Source organism: uncultured Salegentibacter sp., assembly GCF_963972535.1.
Lineage (GTDB): Bacteria > Bacteroidota > Bacteroidia > Flavobacteriales > Flavobacteriaceae > Salegentibacter.
In genome coordinates this window covers 1-18,758 of record NZ_CAXAVR010000050.1, presented here as the reverse complement: position 1 = coordinate 18,758, position 18,758 = coordinate 1, and the positions used below count along the sequence as shown (strand labels likewise).

The following is an 18,758-nucleotide window of genomic DNA, read 5'->3' as shown; positions in this document are numbered from 1 at the left end:
TTAGAAGACCCTTACATGAACTTGTAAGGGTCTTTTTTTGTTTTAATATGTTTGGTTTTTGGTACCAAAGTGCCCTTAGGCTCTAAAGAAAGCATTGCTTCATAAGAATTTAATACCTTATTTAAATTTCTCTATTAATACTCAATACCGGTATATCGTAATTATTAATTATCTCTTCAGTAATACTCGGGCTAAAAATAGTGTCCAGGCCAGAACGTTGATGGGTTATGCTTGTAAAAAGATCTGGTTTTATCTTGTTTATAGCCATTCCTATTCCGCGGGCTTCATTATTAGCACTTAGAGATTGTGTCTTTATATTTTTAACGCCACAATTCTTTAAAAAGTTGCTCATTAAACTCTCTATCTCTTCATATTCTTTGAAATTATAAGGTGTATTTATATAAATCAGATTTTTCTCTGTATTTAAATTCCCAAGGATTTTAAAAATATGCTTAAAGGCAGATTGTGACTCTTCTTTTAAATCGGTAGCGATTAGTATTTTGTTCAAGTTTGAAATATTAAACTTGTACTTAATGGCCAATACGGGAACTTTAGATTGACGAATAAGTTTTTGAGTATTTGAACCTAATATTTTTTGAAAACCTTTAGTACCGTGAGTACCCATAATTACTAATTCATAATTTTCAGGATTAACGTAATTTTTTAGTTCCTGCATACCGGTATTGAAGATTAAAGTATGCTCTGCTTCTACGTGTTTATCCTCTGCTTTTTTCTCTAAACTTTTTAATTGTTCTTTTGCGTTATTAATTTTTGCCTGGGATTCTGGATATTTACTTTCGTCCTGTTTGTTTAATTTAGACCAATCTACCGGCGTTTGAATACTATGAAGAAATTTTATAGGAAGGTCTAGCAACTTAGCCAATTCAATTCCAAATTCTGATGCATTTCTTGCAGATTCAGAGAAGTCTGTGGGTATGAGTATATATTTCATGACGCTAAATATTTACCCATAAAGTTATAAAGCTTTATGGCTATATAAAATGATAAAGATCAGGTTTATTCCATAGGAAATTCTGTAGAAAAAATTATTCTGTTATTTTTGAATTCTTATGAAAGTAGACAATTTAGAACAGGGATTTTTCGGTATAGGTATTCAAAATGGAAAAACTCCCGAAAATCTTGGCGTGCTTTGGCGCTCGGCCCAAAATATGGGAGCCAGTTATATTTTTACTATTGGGAATCGTTATGCGAAACAGGCTTGTGATACTCATAAAGCAGTGGGTGCAATGCCATATTTCCATTATAAAACTTTTGAAGATTTTTATTCAAATTTACCTAAAGGTGCTATGTTGGTAGGTGTTGAACTTACCGAAGATGCAGAGCCTCTTGAAACTTTTAACCACCCCAGGCGATGCGTTTATTTATTGGGAGCCGAAGATCATGGGCTTTCTAACCAGGCTATAGAGAAATCCCATTTTTTAGTGAAGTTTCAGTCTAGCTTAAGTTTAAATGTTTCGGTGGCAGGAAGCATTATCATGTACGATCGTAATAGTAAACTTTTTTAAACCTGTGTCTACAAAAAAAAGCCTGGTATTGAGATTATTTCTTTCGGTTTAAGACATTTGATTTTTCAGTTTTAATATTCCTTTATTTTTATTTTTTGTTTGAGTCTTATATAACCGAATTTTGAGGATTTTTTAAACAGTTTGGTTAAATTAGCGGCAATTACAATAAAACTTAAAAGAATGAGATATTTATCCAGAGCTTTGCTTGGCCTTGCCGTAGCAGGAATGTTTAGTACCGGCGCTAAAGCCCAGGAGGTTGTAGGAAACAACCAGGGAGATTTTAATGAATTTATGGACCGTAGTGGTAATATGTACCGCGCTGCTTCAGGAAGACCGGGCCCGGAATACTGGCAGAATGAAACCGATTATGATATAGATGTCACTCTAAATGATGAAGAACATACTATTAAAGGGAAAATCACATTAACCTATACCAATAACAGTCCGCACGAGTTAAATTTTATCTGGATGCATTTAGAGCAAAACCGCTTTACAGAAGATTCTCGTGGTACACTAACTACCCCAATTCAGGGCAATCGTTATAACGGAGATATTGATGGGGGCTATACTATCTCAAATTTAGAAGCCAAAGTGAAAAGAAGTTCATCTTCAAATTACTTAATAAACGATACCAGAATGCAGGTATTTTTTGAAGATCCTATTCCTGCAAATGGTGGGAAAGCTACCGTCTCTATGAATTTTGAGTATAAAATACCAGTAGAAGGAATGGACCGTATGGGAAGACTGGATGTGGAAGACGGGACTATTTACGCGCTCGCACAATGGTTTCCTAAAGCAGCGGTTTATGATGATGTGGAAGGATGGAATATAGAACCCTATCTTGGTGCAGGTGAGTTTTACTTAGATTATGGCGATTACGATTATAAAATTACTGCCCCGGCCAGCCATATTGTGGTAGCTTCGGGTGAATTACAAAACCCCAGGCAGGTATTGTCTTCTACCGTAAGAGATAGAATGGAAAAGGCTAAAAAAAGCGATTCTACGGTTTATTTAATTAAACCTGAAGAAGTAAACGATATGTCGTTGCGCGCTAAACAGGAAGGCACGCTAACCTGGCATTTTAAAATGGAAAACACCCGTGATGTAGCTTTTGGTTCTTCAAAAGCATTTATCTGGGATGCGGCTAAAATAGATTTGCCTAGCGGAAAAAAGGCAATGGCGCAATCGGCTTACCCAAAAGAGAGTGATGGGCAGCATGCCTGGAGCCGTTCTACTGAATATTCTAAAGCTTCGGTTGAACATTATTCTGAAAAATGGTTTGAATATCCTTATCCGGTGGCTGTGAATGTTGCTGCTGATATAGGCGGAATGGAATATCCAGGACTTAACTTTTGCGGTTGGAAGAGTGAAGGTGCTTCACTTTGGGGCGTTACAGACCACGAATTTGGCCATAACTGGTTCCCAATGATTGTTGGTTCTAACGAAAGAAGATACGCCTGGATGGACGAAGGTTTTAATACTTTTATTAATTATTACAGTACCTTAGATTTTAACAATGGCGAATATCCTGCGAGATTAAATAAAACCAGGAACATGACAGGCTGGTTTACCAGTGAACAAAGAGAAGGAATAGATACTTATCCAGATGTTTCAAACTTAAGAAACCTGGGAATGATCGCTTACTACAAGCCCGCTATTGGCTTATTATTACTTAGAGAGTATATTTTAGGAGAAGAGCGTTTTGATAATGCTTTTAAATCTTACATTGAAACCTGGGCATACAAACACCCTCAGCCAGCCGATTTCTTCAATCATATGGAGAATGTTTCAGGAGAAAACCTTTCCTGGTTCTTTCAAAAATGGTTTTACGGTACAGGTAATATAGATTTAGGTTTAGATGGAGTGAGACAATATGAAGGTAATTACGTTATTTCTTTAACTAATAAGGGTGAAATCCCAATGCCGGTTAAAATGGAAATTACTTACGAAGATGGTTCTTCAGAAAATGTAACTCTTCCGGTAGAGATTTGGCAGCGTGGTGATTCATGGAATTATCTACACCGCACCGATAAATCTATTGAAAATGTAGAGTTAGATCCTAATAAAATTTTACCCGATGTAAACTCTGGTAACGATGCCTGGCCAAATTCTTTTTACCAGGATTAATAGCTAAAAATCTTAAAATGAAAAGCCGTTTAAATAAAATTTAAACGGCTTTTTTATTCTTTACAAATACTTCTGAAAAAGGTAGAGGTGGTTTTTCTCTACTTTCCTCTAAAAAGTTCTTTTTCTTTAATCATTTTTGTAGTGCTTTCCGGCAGCATATCTTCCCATTCGGTTTTCCCTTCTCTAATCATTTGATGTACTTTCCTGGAGTGAATATCCAGGGTTTTAGGATCGTAATCTTTAATGTCTACAACGCGGCCATTATCTTTAAAGTATTGATAAAGCTCCTGCATTCTTGGATGCACCTTTAGGTTTTCACTGGTAATAATCTCTCCGGTTTCCTGGTCTTTAAGCGGATATAGATATATTTTTAAACTTTTAAAGAATAATTTTCCAAAGGCTTCAAGAATTCCACCGCTTAAATGGCGGTAATATCTTTCGTCAAAAATGTCCTGAAGTGTACTTACACCCATAGTAAGGCCCATTCTTTCTTTTGTATGTTGGCCAAAATACTCTACCACCTTGTAATATTCCTGGAAATTAGAAATCATTACCGTTTGGCCTAAAGAACCCAGTAAATCGGCACGATCCAGGAAATCCTGTTCGTCTATTTCTCCTTCGCCTTTTAGATTAGAAAGTGTAATTTCAAAAATAACTACCGTTTTATCCTTATCAACTTTTCTTTCATTCAGGAAAAGTTCTAGCGATTTTTCATACATCGCCATATTTACTTTAGTAACCGGTCTAAAGCTTCCGCGTAGCGTTAAAATATTCTTTTTATAAAGTAAACTGGCTGGTAAAATATTGTTGCCATCGGGAGCGAACATAATGGCTTCTGTAATTCCTTTTTTAACCAATTCCAAGCTCATTAACCTATTGTCTACGTCTTTAAAAACAGGGCCAGTGAAATTAATAGCGTCAATTTCAATCTTGTCGGTAGTTAGATGATCAAATAAATGATTGAGTAGCTTTTTTGGATTGTCGTAGTGATAAAAAGCGCCGTGAATAAGATTTACGCCCATTATCCCCAGGCTAATTTGTTGGTGCGAAGCATTGTTTTCGTGAAACTGTACATGCAGAACAATTTCGCTATAATCTTCTCCCGGTTTTGTTTGAAATCTCACGCCCAGCCAACCGTGGCCTTTATATTTCTTTGCCCAGTCTATGGTTGCTACGGTGTTGGCATAGCTAAAAAATAATTTATTGGGATGCTTAAGGCGGGAAATACGCTCTTCAATAAGTCCGGTTTCGTAGCGCATCATACTCGTTAACCTGTCCTCTGTCACATAGCGGCCGTCATCTTCAATCCCGTAAATAGCATCGCTAAAATCCTTATCATAAGCGCTTAAGGTTTTTGCAACAGTTCCGGAAGCATTCCCTGCCCGAAAGAAGTGCCGCACGGTTTCCTGCCCGGCACCAATTTCAGCAAAAGTTCCGTAGATATTTTCATTTAGATTAAGGCGCATTGCCTTGTTCTGCACAGAAGTTATTTCTTCAAACTTCTTTTCTCCTTCAGCAATTATAGACATCGTGTGTTTTTTAGTTGAAGTATAAAGTTAAGAAACTTAAGCCTTATCTACCGCAACTTTATAGGTTGGATCTTCTAAAATGTTTACATCTATAATTGCATCTGCATTACTAAGCAGTCTTCGACAATCCTGACTTAAATGTCTTAAGTGAAGTTTTTTGCCTTGTTTGTGGTATCTCTCGGTAAGCTTGTTTAAGGCTTCAATCCCCGACATATCTACTACCCGACTTTCAGAAAAATCTATAATTACTTCATCGGGGTCGTTTAACACATCAAATTTTTCATTAAAAGCCTGCACAGATCCGAAGAAAAGAGGGCCGTAAATTTCGTAATGTTTTATGCCATCTTCATCAATACGCTTTCTGGCCCTAATACGTTTTGCGTTGTCCCAGGCAAAAACCAGCGCCGAAATAATAACTCCTATTAATACTGCTAAAGCAAGGTTGTGAAGTATCACGGTTACTACCGTAACTAAAACCATTACCAAAATATCAGATTTAGGCATTCTTCTAAAAGTTCTTAAACTGGCCCACTCAAAAGTTCCAACTGCAACCATAATCATAACCCCGGTTAAGGCGGCCATTGGAAGTAATTCAATAACCGAAGAGCCGAACATAATAAAGATCAATAAAAAAACAGCAGCTACTATACCCGATAATCGGGCTCGTGCTCCAGAAGAAACGTTAATTAAACTTTGACCAAGCATTGCGCAACCACCCATCCCAGAGAAAAAACCTGAAAGTACGTTGGCCGTTCCCTGTGCCACACATTCTTTATTTCCGCTTCCCCGTGTTTCGGTAATTTCGTCTACAATATTTAGAGTTAATAAACTTTCAATTAAACCAACCCCGGCCATAATTGCGGCATATGGAAAAATAAGCATTAAAGTATCCAGGTTAAAAGGTACCATAGGAATATGAAAAGGAGGAAAACTACCTTTAATAGAAGCAATATCACCCACAGTTTTAGTATCTATTCCCAAGGCAGCTACAATTGCAAAAACTACTAAAATTGCAACTAGAGTGGCCGGGACTACTTTTGTAAGTTTTGGTAAAAGCCAGATAATTAAAATTGCAACACTTACAAGCGCAAGAAATGTATACATTGGTGGACCCGTCATCCATTCTAACTCGCCGGTAACAGGGTTTAAAGCTTTAAATTGGTCTAATTGCGACATAAAAATAATAATCGCCAAACCGTTTACGAAGCCAAATATCACAGAGTGTGGTACAAGCCTAATTAATTTTCCAAGTTTTAGAACTCCGGCTAAAACCTGTATTAATCCGGCTAAAACTACTGTTGCAAATATATATTCTGGTCCATGAGAAATTGAGAGACCTACTATAACCACGGCAACCGCTCCTGTAGCGCCAGAGATCATCCCTGGACGACCACCTAAAATAGCTGTTACCAATCCCATAACAAATGCGGCGTATAAACCTGTTAAAGGCGAAAGTCCGGCGATTAATGCAAAGGCAACTGCTTCTGGTATTAGTGCCAGCGCCACGGTAAGTCCGGCTAAAACTTCGTTTTTGTAATCTACTTTTTGTGAAAAATCAAACAGGTTGAAGATTTTTTTCATCAGAATATAATTTTAATAAATAATGGAAAGCGGATTCTCTTCCGCAGAAAATAAATTTTCGGAATCTAATAGAAATGAAGACTTAACTGCCTAGGGCGGCGTAAGTGGAGACGATTGTATATTTCTTCTTTGCTTCATAAGAGCCGGCAAAATTAGCCAATTATTTTTGTTAGCCAAGTTTGTAGCCACTTTAGTAAGAATTTTTAATGTATTAATAATATGAAGCTATCTGATTATCAAATTACTAATAAATTTTGTTAGAAAATTAATGCAAAACCTATTTATGAAATAAATTTAAATCAAAAGCAGATAACTGTAAGTGAATCGTCTTACCTTTGCAGCATAAAAATTATCAAAATGGCACATAAGGCAGGATTTGTAAATATTATTGGGAACCCTAATGTGGGGAAATCTACTTTAATGAATGCTTTTGTAGGCGAAAAATTGTCTATTATCACTTCTAAAGCGCAAACCACCCGCCACCGTATTCTGGGAATTGTAAATGGCGAAGACTTCCAGGTGTTGTTAAGCGATACCCCCGGAATTATTAAACCGGCTTACGAGTTGCAGGAATCTATGATGGGTTTTGTGAAATCTGCTTTTGAAGATGCCGATGTTTTGATATATATGGTAGAAATTGGGGAAAAGGAACTTAAAGATGAAGCCTTTTTTAATAAAATAATTTCAACCGATATTCCAGTTATTTTATTGCTGAATAAAATTGATAAATCTAACCAGGAAGAATTGGAAAGCCAGGTACAAATGTGGACAGAGAAAGTACCCAATGCTGAAATTTTTCCGGTTTCGGCTTTAGAAGGTTTTAATGTTGCTGAAGTATTTAACCGAATTATTGAGTTATTACCAGAATCTCCGGCGTTTTATCCAAAAGACACGCTTACCGATAAACCCGAACGTTTCTTTGTAAATGAAATTATTCGCGAAAAGATTTTAATGCATTACAAAAAGGAAATTCCTTATGCGGTAGAAATTGATACGCAGGAATTTTTTGAAGAAGAGAAAATCATTAGAATGCGTAGCGTGATTATGGTAGAGCGCGAAACTCAAAAAGGAATTATTATAGGTCATAAAGGTGCCGCTTTAAAAAGGGTGGGGGTAGAAGCCCGAAAAGATCTTGAGAAATTCTTTGGGAAACAGGTTCATCTTGAACTTTACGTAAAAGTGAACAAAAACTGGAGAAGCGACCAACGCCAGTTAAAACGTTTTGGGTATAATGAATAATTTTTCTGAATTAATTTTCTAAAAGTTTTTATCTAAAATTTTCAATTTCAATACTTCAATTTATTACAGAAAACTTCCGTTTTCTAAGTTTCGGGTAAACCCGAATTTTTACACTAATTTTGCAAACAATTACATTTTCTGAATAAATTCAGAAAATAAACCTCTTTGAGGCAATAAAGAATAAATATTATGGGCAATATTGTAGCCATTGTAGGAAGACCAAATGTTGGAAAATCTACTTTTTTCAACCGATTAATTCAACGTCGTGAGGCGATTGTAGATTCGGTTAGTGGGGTAACCCGCGATCGTCATTATGGAAAATCTGATTGGAATGGTCGTAATTTTTCCCTTATAGATACCGGTGGATATGTTGTGGGAAGCGACGATATTTTTGAAGCCGAAATAGACAAGCAGGTAGAACTTGCCATAGATGAAGCCGATACCATAATTTTTATGGTAGATGTTGAAAGTGGAGTAACCCCTATGGACGAAGATGTTGCACAACTACTTAGAAAAGTAGATAAGCCTGTGCTTCTTGCTGTTAACAAAGTAGATAATAATAAAAGGCTGGAGAATGCTGTAGAATTTTATTCTTTAGGTCTTGGCGAATATTTTCCTATTGCCAGCACAAACGGTAGTGGAACCGGAGATTTACTTGATGCTTTAGTAGAAGCGCTCCCTGAAACAGAAGCCGAAGAAGAAACCGAATTGCCAAGATTTGCTGTAGTGGGACGTCCCAATGCCGGGAAATCTTCTTTTATCAATGCACTTATTGGCGAAGAACGTTATATAGTTACCGATATTGCAGGGACAACCCGCGATGCTATGGATACTAAATATAATAGGTTCGGGTTTGAATTTAACCTGGTAGATACTGCCGGGATTAGAAGAAAATCTAAGGTTAAAGAAGACCTTGAGTTTTACTCGGTAATGCGCTCGGTGCGAGCAATAGAAAATTGCGATGTATGTTTGGTAATTTTAGATGCTACCCGCGGATTTGACGGGCAGGTACAAAATATATTTTGGCTGGCTCAAAGAAACCGAAAAGGAATTGTAATTCTTGTAAATAAATGGGATTTGGTTGAAGATAAGGAAACCAATACCATGAAAGAGTTTGAGGCCATGATTAGGCGTGAAATAGAACCTTTTACCGATGTGCCTATTGTCTTTATGTCGGTTCTTACCAAACAAAGAATCTTTAAAGCTATAGAAACGGCTGTAAAGGTTTTTGAGAATCGTAGTAAGAAAATTAAAACCCGCGAGCTTAACGATATAATGCTTCCTATAATTGAGCAAAATCCGCCTCCGGCTTATAAAGGTAAGTATGTAAAGATAAAATTCTGTACCCAATTGCCTACTCCACAGCCGCAGTTTGCGTTTTTCTGTAATCTTCCGCAGTATGTGAGAGATCCTTATAAACGTTTTATAGAGAACAAGTTAAGAAAGGAATTTGAGCTTACGGGAGTGCCTATTTCAGTGTATTTCAGAAAAAAATAAAATTAGCTGTTAAACTTTGTAACAAATTGAGAGTCTAACTACCAATATAGTTAGTGAGGCATAACTTTGTCTTGATTTTTTTCAAATTTTAACACCTAAACCCTCCATGAGAATTCTTCTTTCCCTTGCCTTACTGTTTCTGGCAGGAAATCTAACAGCCCAAAATTTTGAAATAAATGGTAAAATAACCGATCCGCAGGGAGCACCCCTCGAATCGGCTACGGTTTACCTGGAGAAACCTGCAGATAGTAGTTTGGTTACCTATACAATTTCAGATAATGCAGGAGAATTTCAACTTTCTGGAAGTTCAGAAATTAAGGAATTAAATTTACTTATTTCCTATGCCGGCTTTAAGACTTATGCTCAGCAGGTGCAAATGAATAGCGAAGTAAATCTCGATATTATAAAAATGCAGGTAGCCGATAATGCTTTAGATGAAATAACAATTACTTCTTCTCGCGCGCCGGTAACGATAAAGAAAGATACCCTGGAATTTAATGCAGCTTCTTTTAAAACGCGTAAAGATGCAAACCTGGAAGAATTACTTAAAGAACTTCCCGGGGTAGAAGTGGCTACCGATGGTAGTATTACCGTAAACGGAACCCCGGTTTCGCAAATTAAAGTGAACGGAAAAGAATTTTTTGGAGACGACCCAAAGATCGCTACTAAAAACCTGCCTAAGGAATTAATAAATAAACTCCAGGTGGTAGACAGCAAAACTAAATCTGAAGAATTTACCGGAAAAGAAGGAGATGCCGAAAACAAAACTATTAATATTACCATAGACGAAGATAAAAACCGCGGATTTTTCTCCAGGCTTACTGCAGGCGGCGGAACCGATGAGCGTTATGAATTAAGCGGAATTGGAAATTATTTTAAAAATGATATGCGAGTGAGCCTGTTGGCGAGTTCCAACAACATAAATTCTTCCGGGTTCTCATTCGATGAAATTTATGATGCGATGGGCCGTAATGCATATTCTATCAGTAGGAGTAGAGGTGGAAATTTCAGCATTAACGGAAGTAATTTTGGATCGGCTAACGGGATTACAAAATCTGATAACGCCGGCTTTAGTTTTGTAAACGAATGGCCACAGGAAACCGAACTTTCTTCTAATTATTTCTATAGCCGTGCTGATAATAGAACCGAAAGCCGAACTCAAAGAGAAAATATTTTGCCAAATAGAAGATTCTTCAACAATTCTGAATCAAGCGGAAACAGGGTTAATAATAATCACCGATTTAATTTAGGATTCGAGATTCAGCCAGATACTTTAACAAGAATTTCAGTGAGACCAAATATAAACACCAATAACGGTCGCTCTTCTAACCAATCTTTCACAGAATCTGTTGCAGAAGATGGTACCCCAATAAATACCGCTTTAACCGATAATTATTCTGAAGTTCACAGCGTGAATTTCTCGAACCGATTGAATTTTACAAGAAAATTTGGTAAAAAGGGAGGCTATTATAGTTTAGGATTCAATAATCAGAATAATACGCGTTCACAGGATAACAATTTCTTTTCTGAAAGAGAAATTTATAACCAGGAAGGTGAATTGGTGAATACAGATATTCAGGATCAGTTAATTTCCGAAGAAAACAAGGATAATAATTATGGGGTTGATGTAAGTAGCCGTTTCCCTATTACTGAAAAATTAATGCTGGATGTAAGTTATAATTTTGATAAAGCAGATGGCCGAAATGAACGCCTGGTTTATGATGCGAATGATACGGGCGATTATACTTTACTTGATGATGAACTGAGTAATGATTTTAAATCTGAATCTTTTACCCATCGTCCAAGTTTAGGTCTTGTTTATAATGGAGAGAAATTAAGAACAAGTGTTTCTGGAGGTTTCCAGAGTATCAGGCTAAAAAATGAAGATCTTTTTACTGAAACTTCTATAGATAATACTTACGAAAATTTATTTGCAAACGCTTATTTTAGGTATAACCTGGCGCAGGGGAAAGCTATTTATTTTAATTACAATAATTCCTGGGATGCCCCGTCTTTAAACCAATTGCAGCCGGTTACAAATACTATAAATCCGTTGAATATCGTTACGGGTAACCCAGATCTTAGACCAACTTTAAGACATAGGTTCTACCTTAACTTTAATAATTTCGATTTTAAAACCCGTTCTGGTTTTTACGCTTATTTAGGTGGAAATTTTACTAATGACCAGGTGGTAACCAGAAGTACAGTAGACGAAGATTTAGTACGAACCACAACATATACCAATGTGGATGGTGTTTACAGCTATTTTGGGGGTGGAAATATTGACAAAACCTTTGAGTTGGAAAACGAAAGCTCTATTAAAGCTCGTGTAGGACTCTATGGTAATTATAATAAAAATGTTGGCTTTACCAACGAGCAGCGTTTTACCTCCAAAACTTTAAATCTTACTCCTAATTTAGGGCTGGAATATAATTTCAGAGATTTAGTAACTATAGAACCCTTTTATAGCGTTGAATTTGTAGATGCTGAATATAGTTTTAATAACAGGGAAGAAAATTATAAAAATCAGAATATTTCATTGGCGCTAACTTCTTTTTGGCCAGAGAAATTTGTGATAGGAAGTGATATTGCATACCAATCTATTGGGAACGCTTCTCCCGGGTTTCAAAATTCGTTCTACCTATGGAATGCAAGTTTAGGATATGAAGTTTTTGGAGATAATGGAACGCTAAAAATAAAAGTATTCGACTTGCTGGATCAAAACATTGCCACCCAAAGGTTTACCGGAGACGATTTTATTCAGGATACGCAAGAGCTTGTTTTAGAACAATATTTTATGCTAAGTTTTACGTATAAAATAAGCAAGTTTGGAGGGAAAGACCCGAATAACAATAGAAGAGGAAGGTAATTGAATTTTATCTGAAAGTGAAAAAGACTGTTTGAGATGTTTGGTTGAATCGTCATCCTGAACATGTCTCAGGATCTAATATGAAAATCAAGTTACAAGCTGAAACAAGTTCAGTTTGACGGAACTAAAATCTTTCAAACAGTCTTTATTTTTATAGGTTTTTCGGTTGAAAACGCAGCAAACTGTAAACTGCCTACTAAATTACTGCCAACTGAAGTTACCAGCTTCCACCGGCACCACCGCCGCCAAAGCCTCCACCGCCGAAACCGCCACCAAAGCCGCCTCCGCCGCCAAAACCTCCGCCAGAGCTGCCACCGCCAAAAGTACCGCGTCCCAGAGAACTTAAAATAATAGCATCTAAAAAAGTGCTGCCGGCACTTCTTCTGCCACCGTTTCTTCCGCCTTTATTTTTATTGGCAAGGGAAACAATAATTACTAGCAAGATAATGCCCATTACAAGAAGCTGTACGGGTATTCCATTAGATTGGCTACGTCTTTGTGGTGTGCCTTCAAAAGTACCGGCCAGGACCTGGAAAATAGCAGTAGTTCCTGCATCGAGGCCGTTGTAATAACTGCCGCTTCTAAATTCAGGAAGAATAATTTGTTCTATTATTTGTTTACTTCGGGCATCAGTCATGTATTCTTCTAGACCATAACCAGTAGTAATCCAGATTTTTCGATCATTTTCAGCAACAAGAATTAAAAGTCCGTTGTCCTTTTCGCTTTGTCCAATTCCCCATTCCTGGGCCCATTCTGCAGCATAAACTCCTTCATATTCGCCCTGCAAGGATTCTATAGTAGCAATTACTATTTGGGTTGAAGTAGTATCTGCATAATTAACCAATTTCTGTTTTAACTGGCTTTCTTCCGAAGAAGATAAAATATCAGCCTCGTCATATACGCTCGTTTCTTCAGCTGGTTTAGGAGGAACATCGCGTTGTGCATATATAAACCCCGAGAAAACGAGGAAAAACAAAAATATTAGTTGGAATCTTTTAGTGAATTGTGGCATTTATCCTTTTGAAATTTCATTGGAGAGTTCGTCCCGGGTCTCATCGCTATACGGGAAATGTTTTTTAAGCTGCTGGCCTGCGGTTAAAATTCCGTCTACCAGGCCTTGCTTAAATTCTCCTTTTTTAAATTTTTCTACAATGGCATCTTTGGTGCTTTCCCAAAAATCGTCTGGAACAACATCGTTAATTCCTTTATCGCCGTAGATCACAAAGTTATGATCTTCTACGGCAACATATATCAGCACGCCATTATCGTGTTTGGTATTATCCATTTTCAGCATATGAAAAACCTCCATAGCGCGATCAAAAATATCTTTTTCGCCGGTAGTTTTTTCCAGGTGAACCCTTACCTCACCAGAGGTGTGGCTTTCTGCTTTCCTAATGGCTTCAATGATTTCCTCTTCGTCTTTTTTACTTAAAAAATCCTCTACTTTACTCATTTCGCTTAAAAATCAAATTCAACATCTGGAGCATTTTCTGCACCTTCTTCTGCTTCAAAAGCTGGTTTTCTTTCAAAACCGAACATTCCGGCAAAAATATTATTCGGGAATTTTCTAATGTAAGTGTTGTATTGTCTCACCGCTTCATTGTAGCGATTTCTCGCCACGCTAATTCGGTTCTCGGTTCCTTCTAATTGCGACTGTAATTGAAGAAAATTCTGATTCGATTTAATATCGGGATATCTTTCTACCGAGACCAAAAGCCTGGATAAAGCATTAGATAATCCGCCCTGAGCCTGCTGGAATTGCTGAATTTGCTGCGGATCTAAATTTCCCGCATCAACATTTACTGAAGTAGCTTTTGCTCGCGCCTCAATAACATCGGTTAAAGTTCCACGTTCAAAATCGGCTGAACCTTCTACGGTACTCACCAAATTAGGGATAAGATCACTTCTACGTTGATAGGCATTTTCCACATCGGCCCAATTCTTAGATACATTTTCTTCGTATTCTACTGCAGTGTTATTTACTCCCGCTGTGAGGCTGTAAACAATTATTCCAAGAACTACGATTACTATAACAGGAATTAACCATTTTTTCATTTTTATAACTGATTTTTAAGGTTGATTAGTTTTGCTTTTACTCCTTCCAACTTACGAATAATTTCGAAGTTGCTAAGGGTTTTATGTTTTTCTTCTTTTAAATGTGTTTTGGCACCTTCCAGGGTGAAACCGCGCTCTTTTACCAGGTGATAAATAAGCTCTAAATTCTTAATATCCTCGGGGGTGAATTTGCGATTTCCCTTGGCATTTTTTTTAGGCTGAATTACATCGAATTCTTTCTCCCAAAACCTAATTAGGGAAGTGTTCACCTTAAAGGCTTCTGCGACTTCACCAATGCCGTAATATCTTTTATCTGGTAAATTAAGATGCATTAATCCAGGGATTGGTTTTCTTGTTGTGCTTTTTCCAGAACCTTATCAAATTCTTCGGGCGAAAGGTTTCCATAGTAAAAATTAATCGGGTTAATTCGGTTGTCATCTTTAAAGATCTCATAATGTAAATGAGGTCCCTGGGACCTGCCCGTACTACCTACGTAACCAATAATATCCCCACGTTGAACCCGCTGGCCAACACGTACATTATATTTATATAAGTGCGCGTAAAGGCTGGTGTAGCCATAGCCGTGATCTACTCTTATATGATTTCCATAACCGGTAGCGCGATTATCTGCTCTTTCAACCCTGCCATCTCCTGTGGCATAAACCGGCGTCCCTCGAGGCGCGCTAAAATCCATTCCGTGGTGGAATTTTCTCACTTTGGTAAACGGGTCGGTTCTCCAACCGTAACCAGAAGCAATTCTGCTTAAATCTTCATTTTTTACCGGTTGTATAGCAGGAACCGAAGCTAAAAGGCTCTCTTTTTCCTTTGCCAATTCTGCAATTTCATCTAAAGATTTAGATTGTACCACCAACTGTTTGGTGAGGATATCCATACGCTTGCTGGTTTCAATAATCAATTTAGAATTATCAAAACCTTCCAGGTCTTTATAACGGTTAATTCCGCCAAAACCTGCTCTTCTTTGCTCTTCAGGAATTGGGTTTGCTTCAAAATAAACCCGGTAAATATTATTGTCGCGATCTTCAATATTTGCCAGTACATTCTGGACCTGATTCATTTTTTTATTCAGCAACCCATATTGTAATTCCATATTTTGAAGTTCGCGTTTTAAGGCTTTTTCTTTTGGAGTTACAATCTGCGGAATATTTAAATAAATGACCAGTAATAAAAAACCAGAGAGGAAAGATCCCAGGATACTAAGCAGCACAATCCCTATGCGGCGGCCCTTTCGGCGCTCTATTTTTCTATAGGATTGCGTGTCGCTATCGTAATAATATTTAACCTTCGACATGAGTCAAATTTATGCTATTTTTGCCAACAATAATTAGCAATTACCGTGCTAAGTTTAGTCTGGTAAACGAACAAATATAGGAAATTGTTTCAGCACCAACACAAATTAATAATTTTAGATTAGAGCAGCTAGATGAAATCTCAGGAAATAAGAAGCCAGTTTTTAGAATTTTTTAAATCCAAATCTCATAAAATCGTTCCCTCAGCGCCTATGGTGCTAAAAGACGATCCCACTTTAATGTTTACCAACGCCGGGATGGTTCAGTTTAAGGAGTATTTTCTAGGAAATAGCGAGCCTTCCAGCTCCCGTATTACCGATAGTCAAAAATGCCTTCGCGTAAGCGGAAAACATAACGATTTGGAAGAAGTGGGAATGGATACTTACCATCACACGATGTTCGAGATGTTAGGAAACTGGAGTTTCGGGGATTACTTTAAAGAGGAAGCCATAAACTGGGCCTGGGAATTACTTACCGAAGTTTTTAAAATTGCTCCTGAAAACCTTTATGTTTCTGTTTTTGAAGGAAACAAAGAAGATAAATTAGGATTGGATACCGAAGCTTTAGAGTTATGGAAAAAGATTGTTCCTGAAGACCGAATAGTTTACGGCGATAAAAAAGACAATTTCTGGGAAATGGGAGACCAGGGACCGTGCGGACCTTGTTCTGAAATTCATATTGATATTCGTTCTGAAGCTGAAAAAGCTAAAAAACCCGGAAAAGAACTGGTAAATGCAGATCACCCGCAGGTAGTAGAGATCTGGAACCTGGTTTTTATGCAGTATAACCGTAAAGCAGATGGTTCTTTAGTTGAACTTCCGGCAAAACATATTGATACCGGGATGGGTTTTGAACGTCTTTGTATGGTGTTACAGGGAAAACAATCTAATTACGATACCGATGTTTTTACGCCGCTAATTGCTGAACTGGAAAAAATCACCAATTCTCCTTATGGAAAATCTGAAAAAACCGATATCGCAATTCGGGTAATTGCAGATCACGTAAGAGCGGTAACTTTTTCTATAGCCGATGGGCAGTTGCCTTCAAACACCGGTGCTGGTTATGTGATTAGAAGAATTTTAAGACGCGCCATTCGCTACGGATTTACGTTTTTAGATACCAAAGAGCCTTTTATTTATAAGTTGGTAGAGGTGCTAAGCAATCAAATGGGTGAAGCATTTCCTGAACTTAAGTCTCAAAAAACTTTATGTGAAAATGTAATTAGGGAAGAAGAACAATCTTTTTTAAGAACTTTGGATCAGGGCTTGATTTTGCTGGAAAATATAATTTCAGAAACCAAAGGAAAAACGGTTTCAGGGAAAAAGGCTTTTGAGCTTTACGATACTTTTGGTTTCCCTATAGATTTAACTGCACTAATTTTACGCGAACGCGGATTTGATCTTGATCAAAAAGAATTTGAAGCTCAGCTTAAGGAACAAAAAGACAGGTCTCGTGCGGCAACCCAGGTTACGGCGGGAGACTGGGAGGAAATAAATTCGGTAAACCCTGAAGCCTTCGTAGGTTACGATCATTTAGAAGCTGAAACCCAAATTTCCCGATACCGAAAAGTGGAAAGCAAAAAAGGTGCTTTATATCAAATTGTGCTTTCGCAAACTCCTTTTTACCCTGAAGGTGGTGGACAGGTTGGAGATAAAGGTTTTCTTGTAGATAGCGAAAACAATAAAATAGAAATTACCGATACAAAAAAGGAAAATAATTTAATTGTTCATTTTGCTAAATCGCTTCCTAAGAATCCAAAAGATAAATTTAAAGCGGTTGTGAATTCAAAAAAACGTTCAGCTACTGCGGCTAACCATACGGCTACGCACTTACTGCACCAGGCGCTTCGTGAAGTTTTGGGAACTCACGTAGAACAAAAAGGTTCTCTAGTTAAAGAATATTACTTGCGTTTTGATTTTTCTCATTTCAGCAAAGTGAATAAAGAGGAATTAGAGCAGGTTGAAAAACTGGTAAATCAGCGTATTAACGAGCATTTACCTTTAGAAGAGCAACGAAGTATTCCGTTTAAGGAAGCTGTGAACCAGGGCGCTTTAGCGCTTTTTGGTGAAAAATATGGAGATGCTGTTCGTGCTATTCGTTTTGGAGAATCTATGGAGCTTTGCGGTGGAATCCACGTAAAGAATACTTCAGAAATATGGCATTTTAAAATCACTTCTGAAGGTGCTGTTGCTTCTGGAATCAGAAGAATTGAAGCAATTACCGGGGAAGCTGTAAAAGAATATTTTGCTAACCAGGATGAGGTTTTGGAGCAAATAAGGGCCGAATTGAAGAATGCAAAAGATCCGGTAAAAGCGGTGAATTCTTTGCAAGAAGAAAATGCAGCTTTAAAAAAGCAGGTGGAAGCTTTACTAAAGGATAAAGCCAAAAACCTAAAAACCGAATTAAAGTCTGAAATTTCAGAAATTAATGGGGTGAATTTCCTTGCCAAGGAAGTAGATCTTGATGCCGGCGGCATAAAAGATCTTGCTTTTCAACTTGGAGATGAATTTGAAAACCTGTTTTTATTATTCGGAACCGAGCAAAATGGAAAAGCACTTTTAAGTTGCTATATTTCTAAAGACCTGGCAAAAGAAAAAGACCTGCACGCAGGGAAAATTGTAAAAGACCTGGGCAAATATATCCAGGGCGGTGGCGGTGGCCAGCCATTTTTTGCAACTGCCGGCGGTAAAAAACCGGAAGGAATAAACGAGGCCCTGCAAGAAGCACAGGCTTATTTAAAATAAAGCACGAGGCTTTCTGAAAAGTCTATTTTCGTCAAGCGGAATTTGTTTCAGCTTCTAATATTTTGTGATTCTAGGATATTAGATCCCCGATAAAAAATCGGGAGAGGCTATAAAATAAATTCAAGATGACGGTTTTAAAACCTCTTCAGACAGCTTCTATATAATTCTATGGAATTCAGGACCAAAATACCTATAAAAGAGGCTGAACCTAAGATAGATTATGAATCTGAAATCTTTCTTATTGGTTCCTGTTTTGTAGAGAATATCGGTAAAAAACTGGATTT

Annotated in this window: 14 protein-coding genes; 6 read left to right on the top strand and 8 right to left on the bottom strand. The window is 37.4% G+C overall.

Features of this window, described 5'->3' with window-relative positions:
• Nucleotides 1-121: 121 nt before the first annotated feature.
• Complete coding sequence (locus AACZ30_RS07985; RefSeq protein ID WP_339648710.1) at nt 122-952, bottom strand: universal stress protein; 831 nt, start codon at nt 950-952, stop codon at nt 122-124.
• Nucleotides 953-1,070: 118 nt separating this feature from the next.
• On the opposite strand from AACZ30_RS07985, the gene AACZ30_RS07980 reads away from it, so the two are divergent.
• Together AACZ30_RS07980 and AACZ30_RS07975 are read left to right on the top strand one after the other, a co-directional pair.
• A complete protein-coding gene (locus AACZ30_RS07980) occupies nt 1,071-1,526 on the top strand; it encodes an RNA methyltransferase (RefSeq protein ID WP_208224516.1) in 456 nt (151 codons plus the stop codon).
• A 180-nt stretch (nt 1,527-1,706) separates the two neighbouring features.
• The gene (locus tag AACZ30_RS07975) at nt 1,707-3,653 is read left to right on the top strand and encodes a M1 family metallopeptidase (protein WP_339648708.1); all 1,947 of its coding nucleotides are present in this window, start codon (nt 1,707-1,709) and stop codon (nt 3,651-3,653) included.
• Between the two features lie 98 nt (nt 3,654-3,751).
• Here AACZ30_RS07975 and AACZ30_RS07970 read toward each other — a convergent pair whose 3' ends face one another.
• On the bottom strand, nt 3,752-5,182 hold the full coding sequence (locus tag AACZ30_RS07970) for a TonB-dependent receptor (protein ID WP_208224519.1): 1,431 nt from the start codon (nt 5,180-5,182) through the stop codon (nt 3,752-3,754).
• Nucleotides 5,183-5,218: 36 nt separating this feature from the next.
• On the bottom strand, nt 5,219-6,763 hold the full coding sequence (locus AACZ30_RS07965) for a SulP family inorganic anion transporter (protein WP_339648706.1): 1,545 nt from the start codon (nt 6,761-6,763) through the stop codon (nt 5,219-5,221).
• A gap of 357 nt (nt 6,764-7,120) precedes the next feature.
• Between AACZ30_RS07965 and era the strand changes: the two genes are divergently transcribed.
• The 3 genes from era (at nt 7,121) to AACZ30_RS07950 (ending at nt 12,368) form a co-directional block, all read left to right on the top strand.
• Nucleotides 7,121-8,002: a GTPase Era gene (gene era, locus AACZ30_RS07960; protein WP_339648705.1), complete on the top strand. Its 882-nt coding sequence runs from the start codon at nt 7,121-7,123 to the stop codon at nt 8,000-8,002.
• A 189-nt stretch (nt 8,003-8,191) separates the two neighbouring features.
• On the top strand, nt 8,192-9,499 hold the full coding sequence (gene der, locus AACZ30_RS07955; RefSeq protein ID WP_339648703.1) for a ribosome biogenesis GTPase Der: 1,308 nt from the start codon (nt 8,192-8,194) through the stop codon (nt 9,497-9,499).
• A gap of 106 nt (nt 9,500-9,605) precedes the next feature.
• Nucleotides 9,606-12,368, top strand: a complete 2,763-nt coding sequence (locus AACZ30_RS07950; protein ID WP_339648702.1) for a TonB-dependent receptor — start codon at nt 9,606-9,608, stop codon at nt 12,366-12,368.
• A gap of 217 nt (nt 12,369-12,585) precedes the next feature.
• Here AACZ30_RS07950 and AACZ30_RS07945 read toward each other — a convergent pair whose 3' ends face one another.
• The 5 genes from AACZ30_RS07945 to AACZ30_RS07925 are packed head-to-tail and all read right to left on the bottom strand — an operon-like array spanning nt 12,586 to nt 15,732.
• A complete protein-coding gene (locus tag AACZ30_RS07945) occupies nt 12,586-13,380 on the bottom strand; it encodes a TPM domain-containing protein (RefSeq protein WP_339648700.1) in 795 nt (264 codons plus the stop codon).
• Complete coding sequence (locus AACZ30_RS07940) at nt 13,381-13,821, bottom strand: TPM domain-containing protein (protein WP_339648699.1); 441 nt, start codon at nt 13,819-13,821, stop codon at nt 13,381-13,383.
• Nucleotides 13,822-13,826: 5 nt separating this feature from the next.
• Complete coding sequence (locus tag AACZ30_RS07935; protein WP_075325890.1) at nt 13,827-14,423, bottom strand: LemA family protein; 597 nt, start codon at nt 14,421-14,423, stop codon at nt 13,827-13,829.
• 2 nt (nt 14,424-14,425) lie between these two features.
• Nucleotides 14,426-14,755 (bottom strand): MerR family transcriptional regulator, encoded by a 330-nt coding sequence (locus tag AACZ30_RS07930; RefSeq protein WP_057480627.1) that lies wholly within the window; start codon nt 14,753-14,755, stop codon nt 14,426-14,428.
• Entirely contained in the window at nt 14,755-15,732 is a 978-nt protein-coding gene (locus tag AACZ30_RS07925; RefSeq protein ID WP_075325891.1) for a M23 family metallopeptidase, read from the bottom strand. Before AACZ30_RS07925 ends, AACZ30_RS07930 begins: the two co-directional genes overlap by 1 nt.
• Before the next feature lie 132 nt (nt 15,733-15,864).
• On the opposite strand from AACZ30_RS07925, the gene alaS reads away from it, so the two are divergent.
• Nucleotides 15,865-18,474, top strand: coding sequence for an alanine--tRNA ligase (alaS, locus tag AACZ30_RS07920; protein WP_339648694.1), 2,610 nt, complete (start codon nt 15,865-15,867; stop codon nt 18,472-18,474).
• Nucleotides 18,475-18,758: the final 284 nt, after the last annotated feature.

What these genes read in the sequence shown, in the direction of transcription:
- AACZ30_RS07985 (WP_339648710.1), bottom strand. Translation starts at nt 952, where the DNA reads ATGAAATATATACTCATACCCACAGACTTCTCTGAATCTGCAAGAAAT.
- AACZ30_RS07980 (WP_208224516.1), top strand. Translation starts at nt 1,071, where the DNA reads ATGAAAGTAGACAATTTAGAACAGGGATTTTTCGGTATAGGTATTCAA.
- AACZ30_RS07975 (WP_339648708.1), top strand. Translation starts at nt 1,707, where the DNA reads ATGAGATATTTATCCAGAGCTTTGCTTGGCCTTGCCGTAGCAGGAATG.
- AACZ30_RS07970 (WP_208224519.1), bottom strand. Translation starts at nt 5,182, where the DNA reads ATGTCTATAATTGCTGAAGGAGAAAAGAAGTTTGAAGAAATAACTTCT.
- AACZ30_RS07965 (WP_339648706.1), bottom strand. Translation starts at nt 6,763, where the DNA reads ATGAAAAAAATCTTCAACCTGTTTGATTTTTCACAAAAAGTAGATTAC.
- era (WP_339648705.1), top strand. Translation starts at nt 7,121, where the DNA reads ATGGCACATAAGGCAGGATTTGTAAATATTATTGGGAACCCTAATGTG.
- der (WP_339648703.1), top strand. Translation starts at nt 8,192, where the DNA reads ATGGGCAATATTGTAGCCATTGTAGGAAGACCAAATGTTGGAAAATCT.
- AACZ30_RS07950 (WP_339648702.1), top strand. Translation starts at nt 9,606, where the DNA reads ATGAGAATTCTTCTTTCCCTTGCCTTACTGTTTCTGGCAGGAAATCTA.
- AACZ30_RS07945 (WP_339648700.1), bottom strand. Translation starts at nt 13,380, where the DNA reads ATGCCACAATTCACTAAAAGATTCCAACTAATATTTTTGTTTTTCCTC.
- AACZ30_RS07940 (WP_339648699.1), bottom strand. Translation starts at nt 13,821, where the DNA reads ATGAGTAAAGTAGAGGATTTTTTAAGTAAAAAAGACGAAGAGGAAATC.
- AACZ30_RS07935 (WP_075325890.1), bottom strand. Translation starts at nt 14,423, where the DNA reads ATGAAAAAATGGTTAATTCCTGTTATAGTAATCGTAGTTCTTGGAATA.
- AACZ30_RS07930 (WP_057480627.1), bottom strand. Translation starts at nt 14,755, where the DNA reads ATGCATCTTAATTTACCAGATAAAAGATATTACGGCATTGGTGAAGTC.
- AACZ30_RS07925 (WP_075325891.1), bottom strand. Translation starts at nt 15,732, where the DNA reads ATGTCGAAGGTTAAATATTATTACGATAGCGACACGCAATCCTATAGA.
- alaS (WP_339648694.1), top strand. Translation starts at nt 15,865, where the DNA reads ATGAAATCTCAGGAAATAAGAAGCCAGTTTTTAGAATTTTTTAAATCC.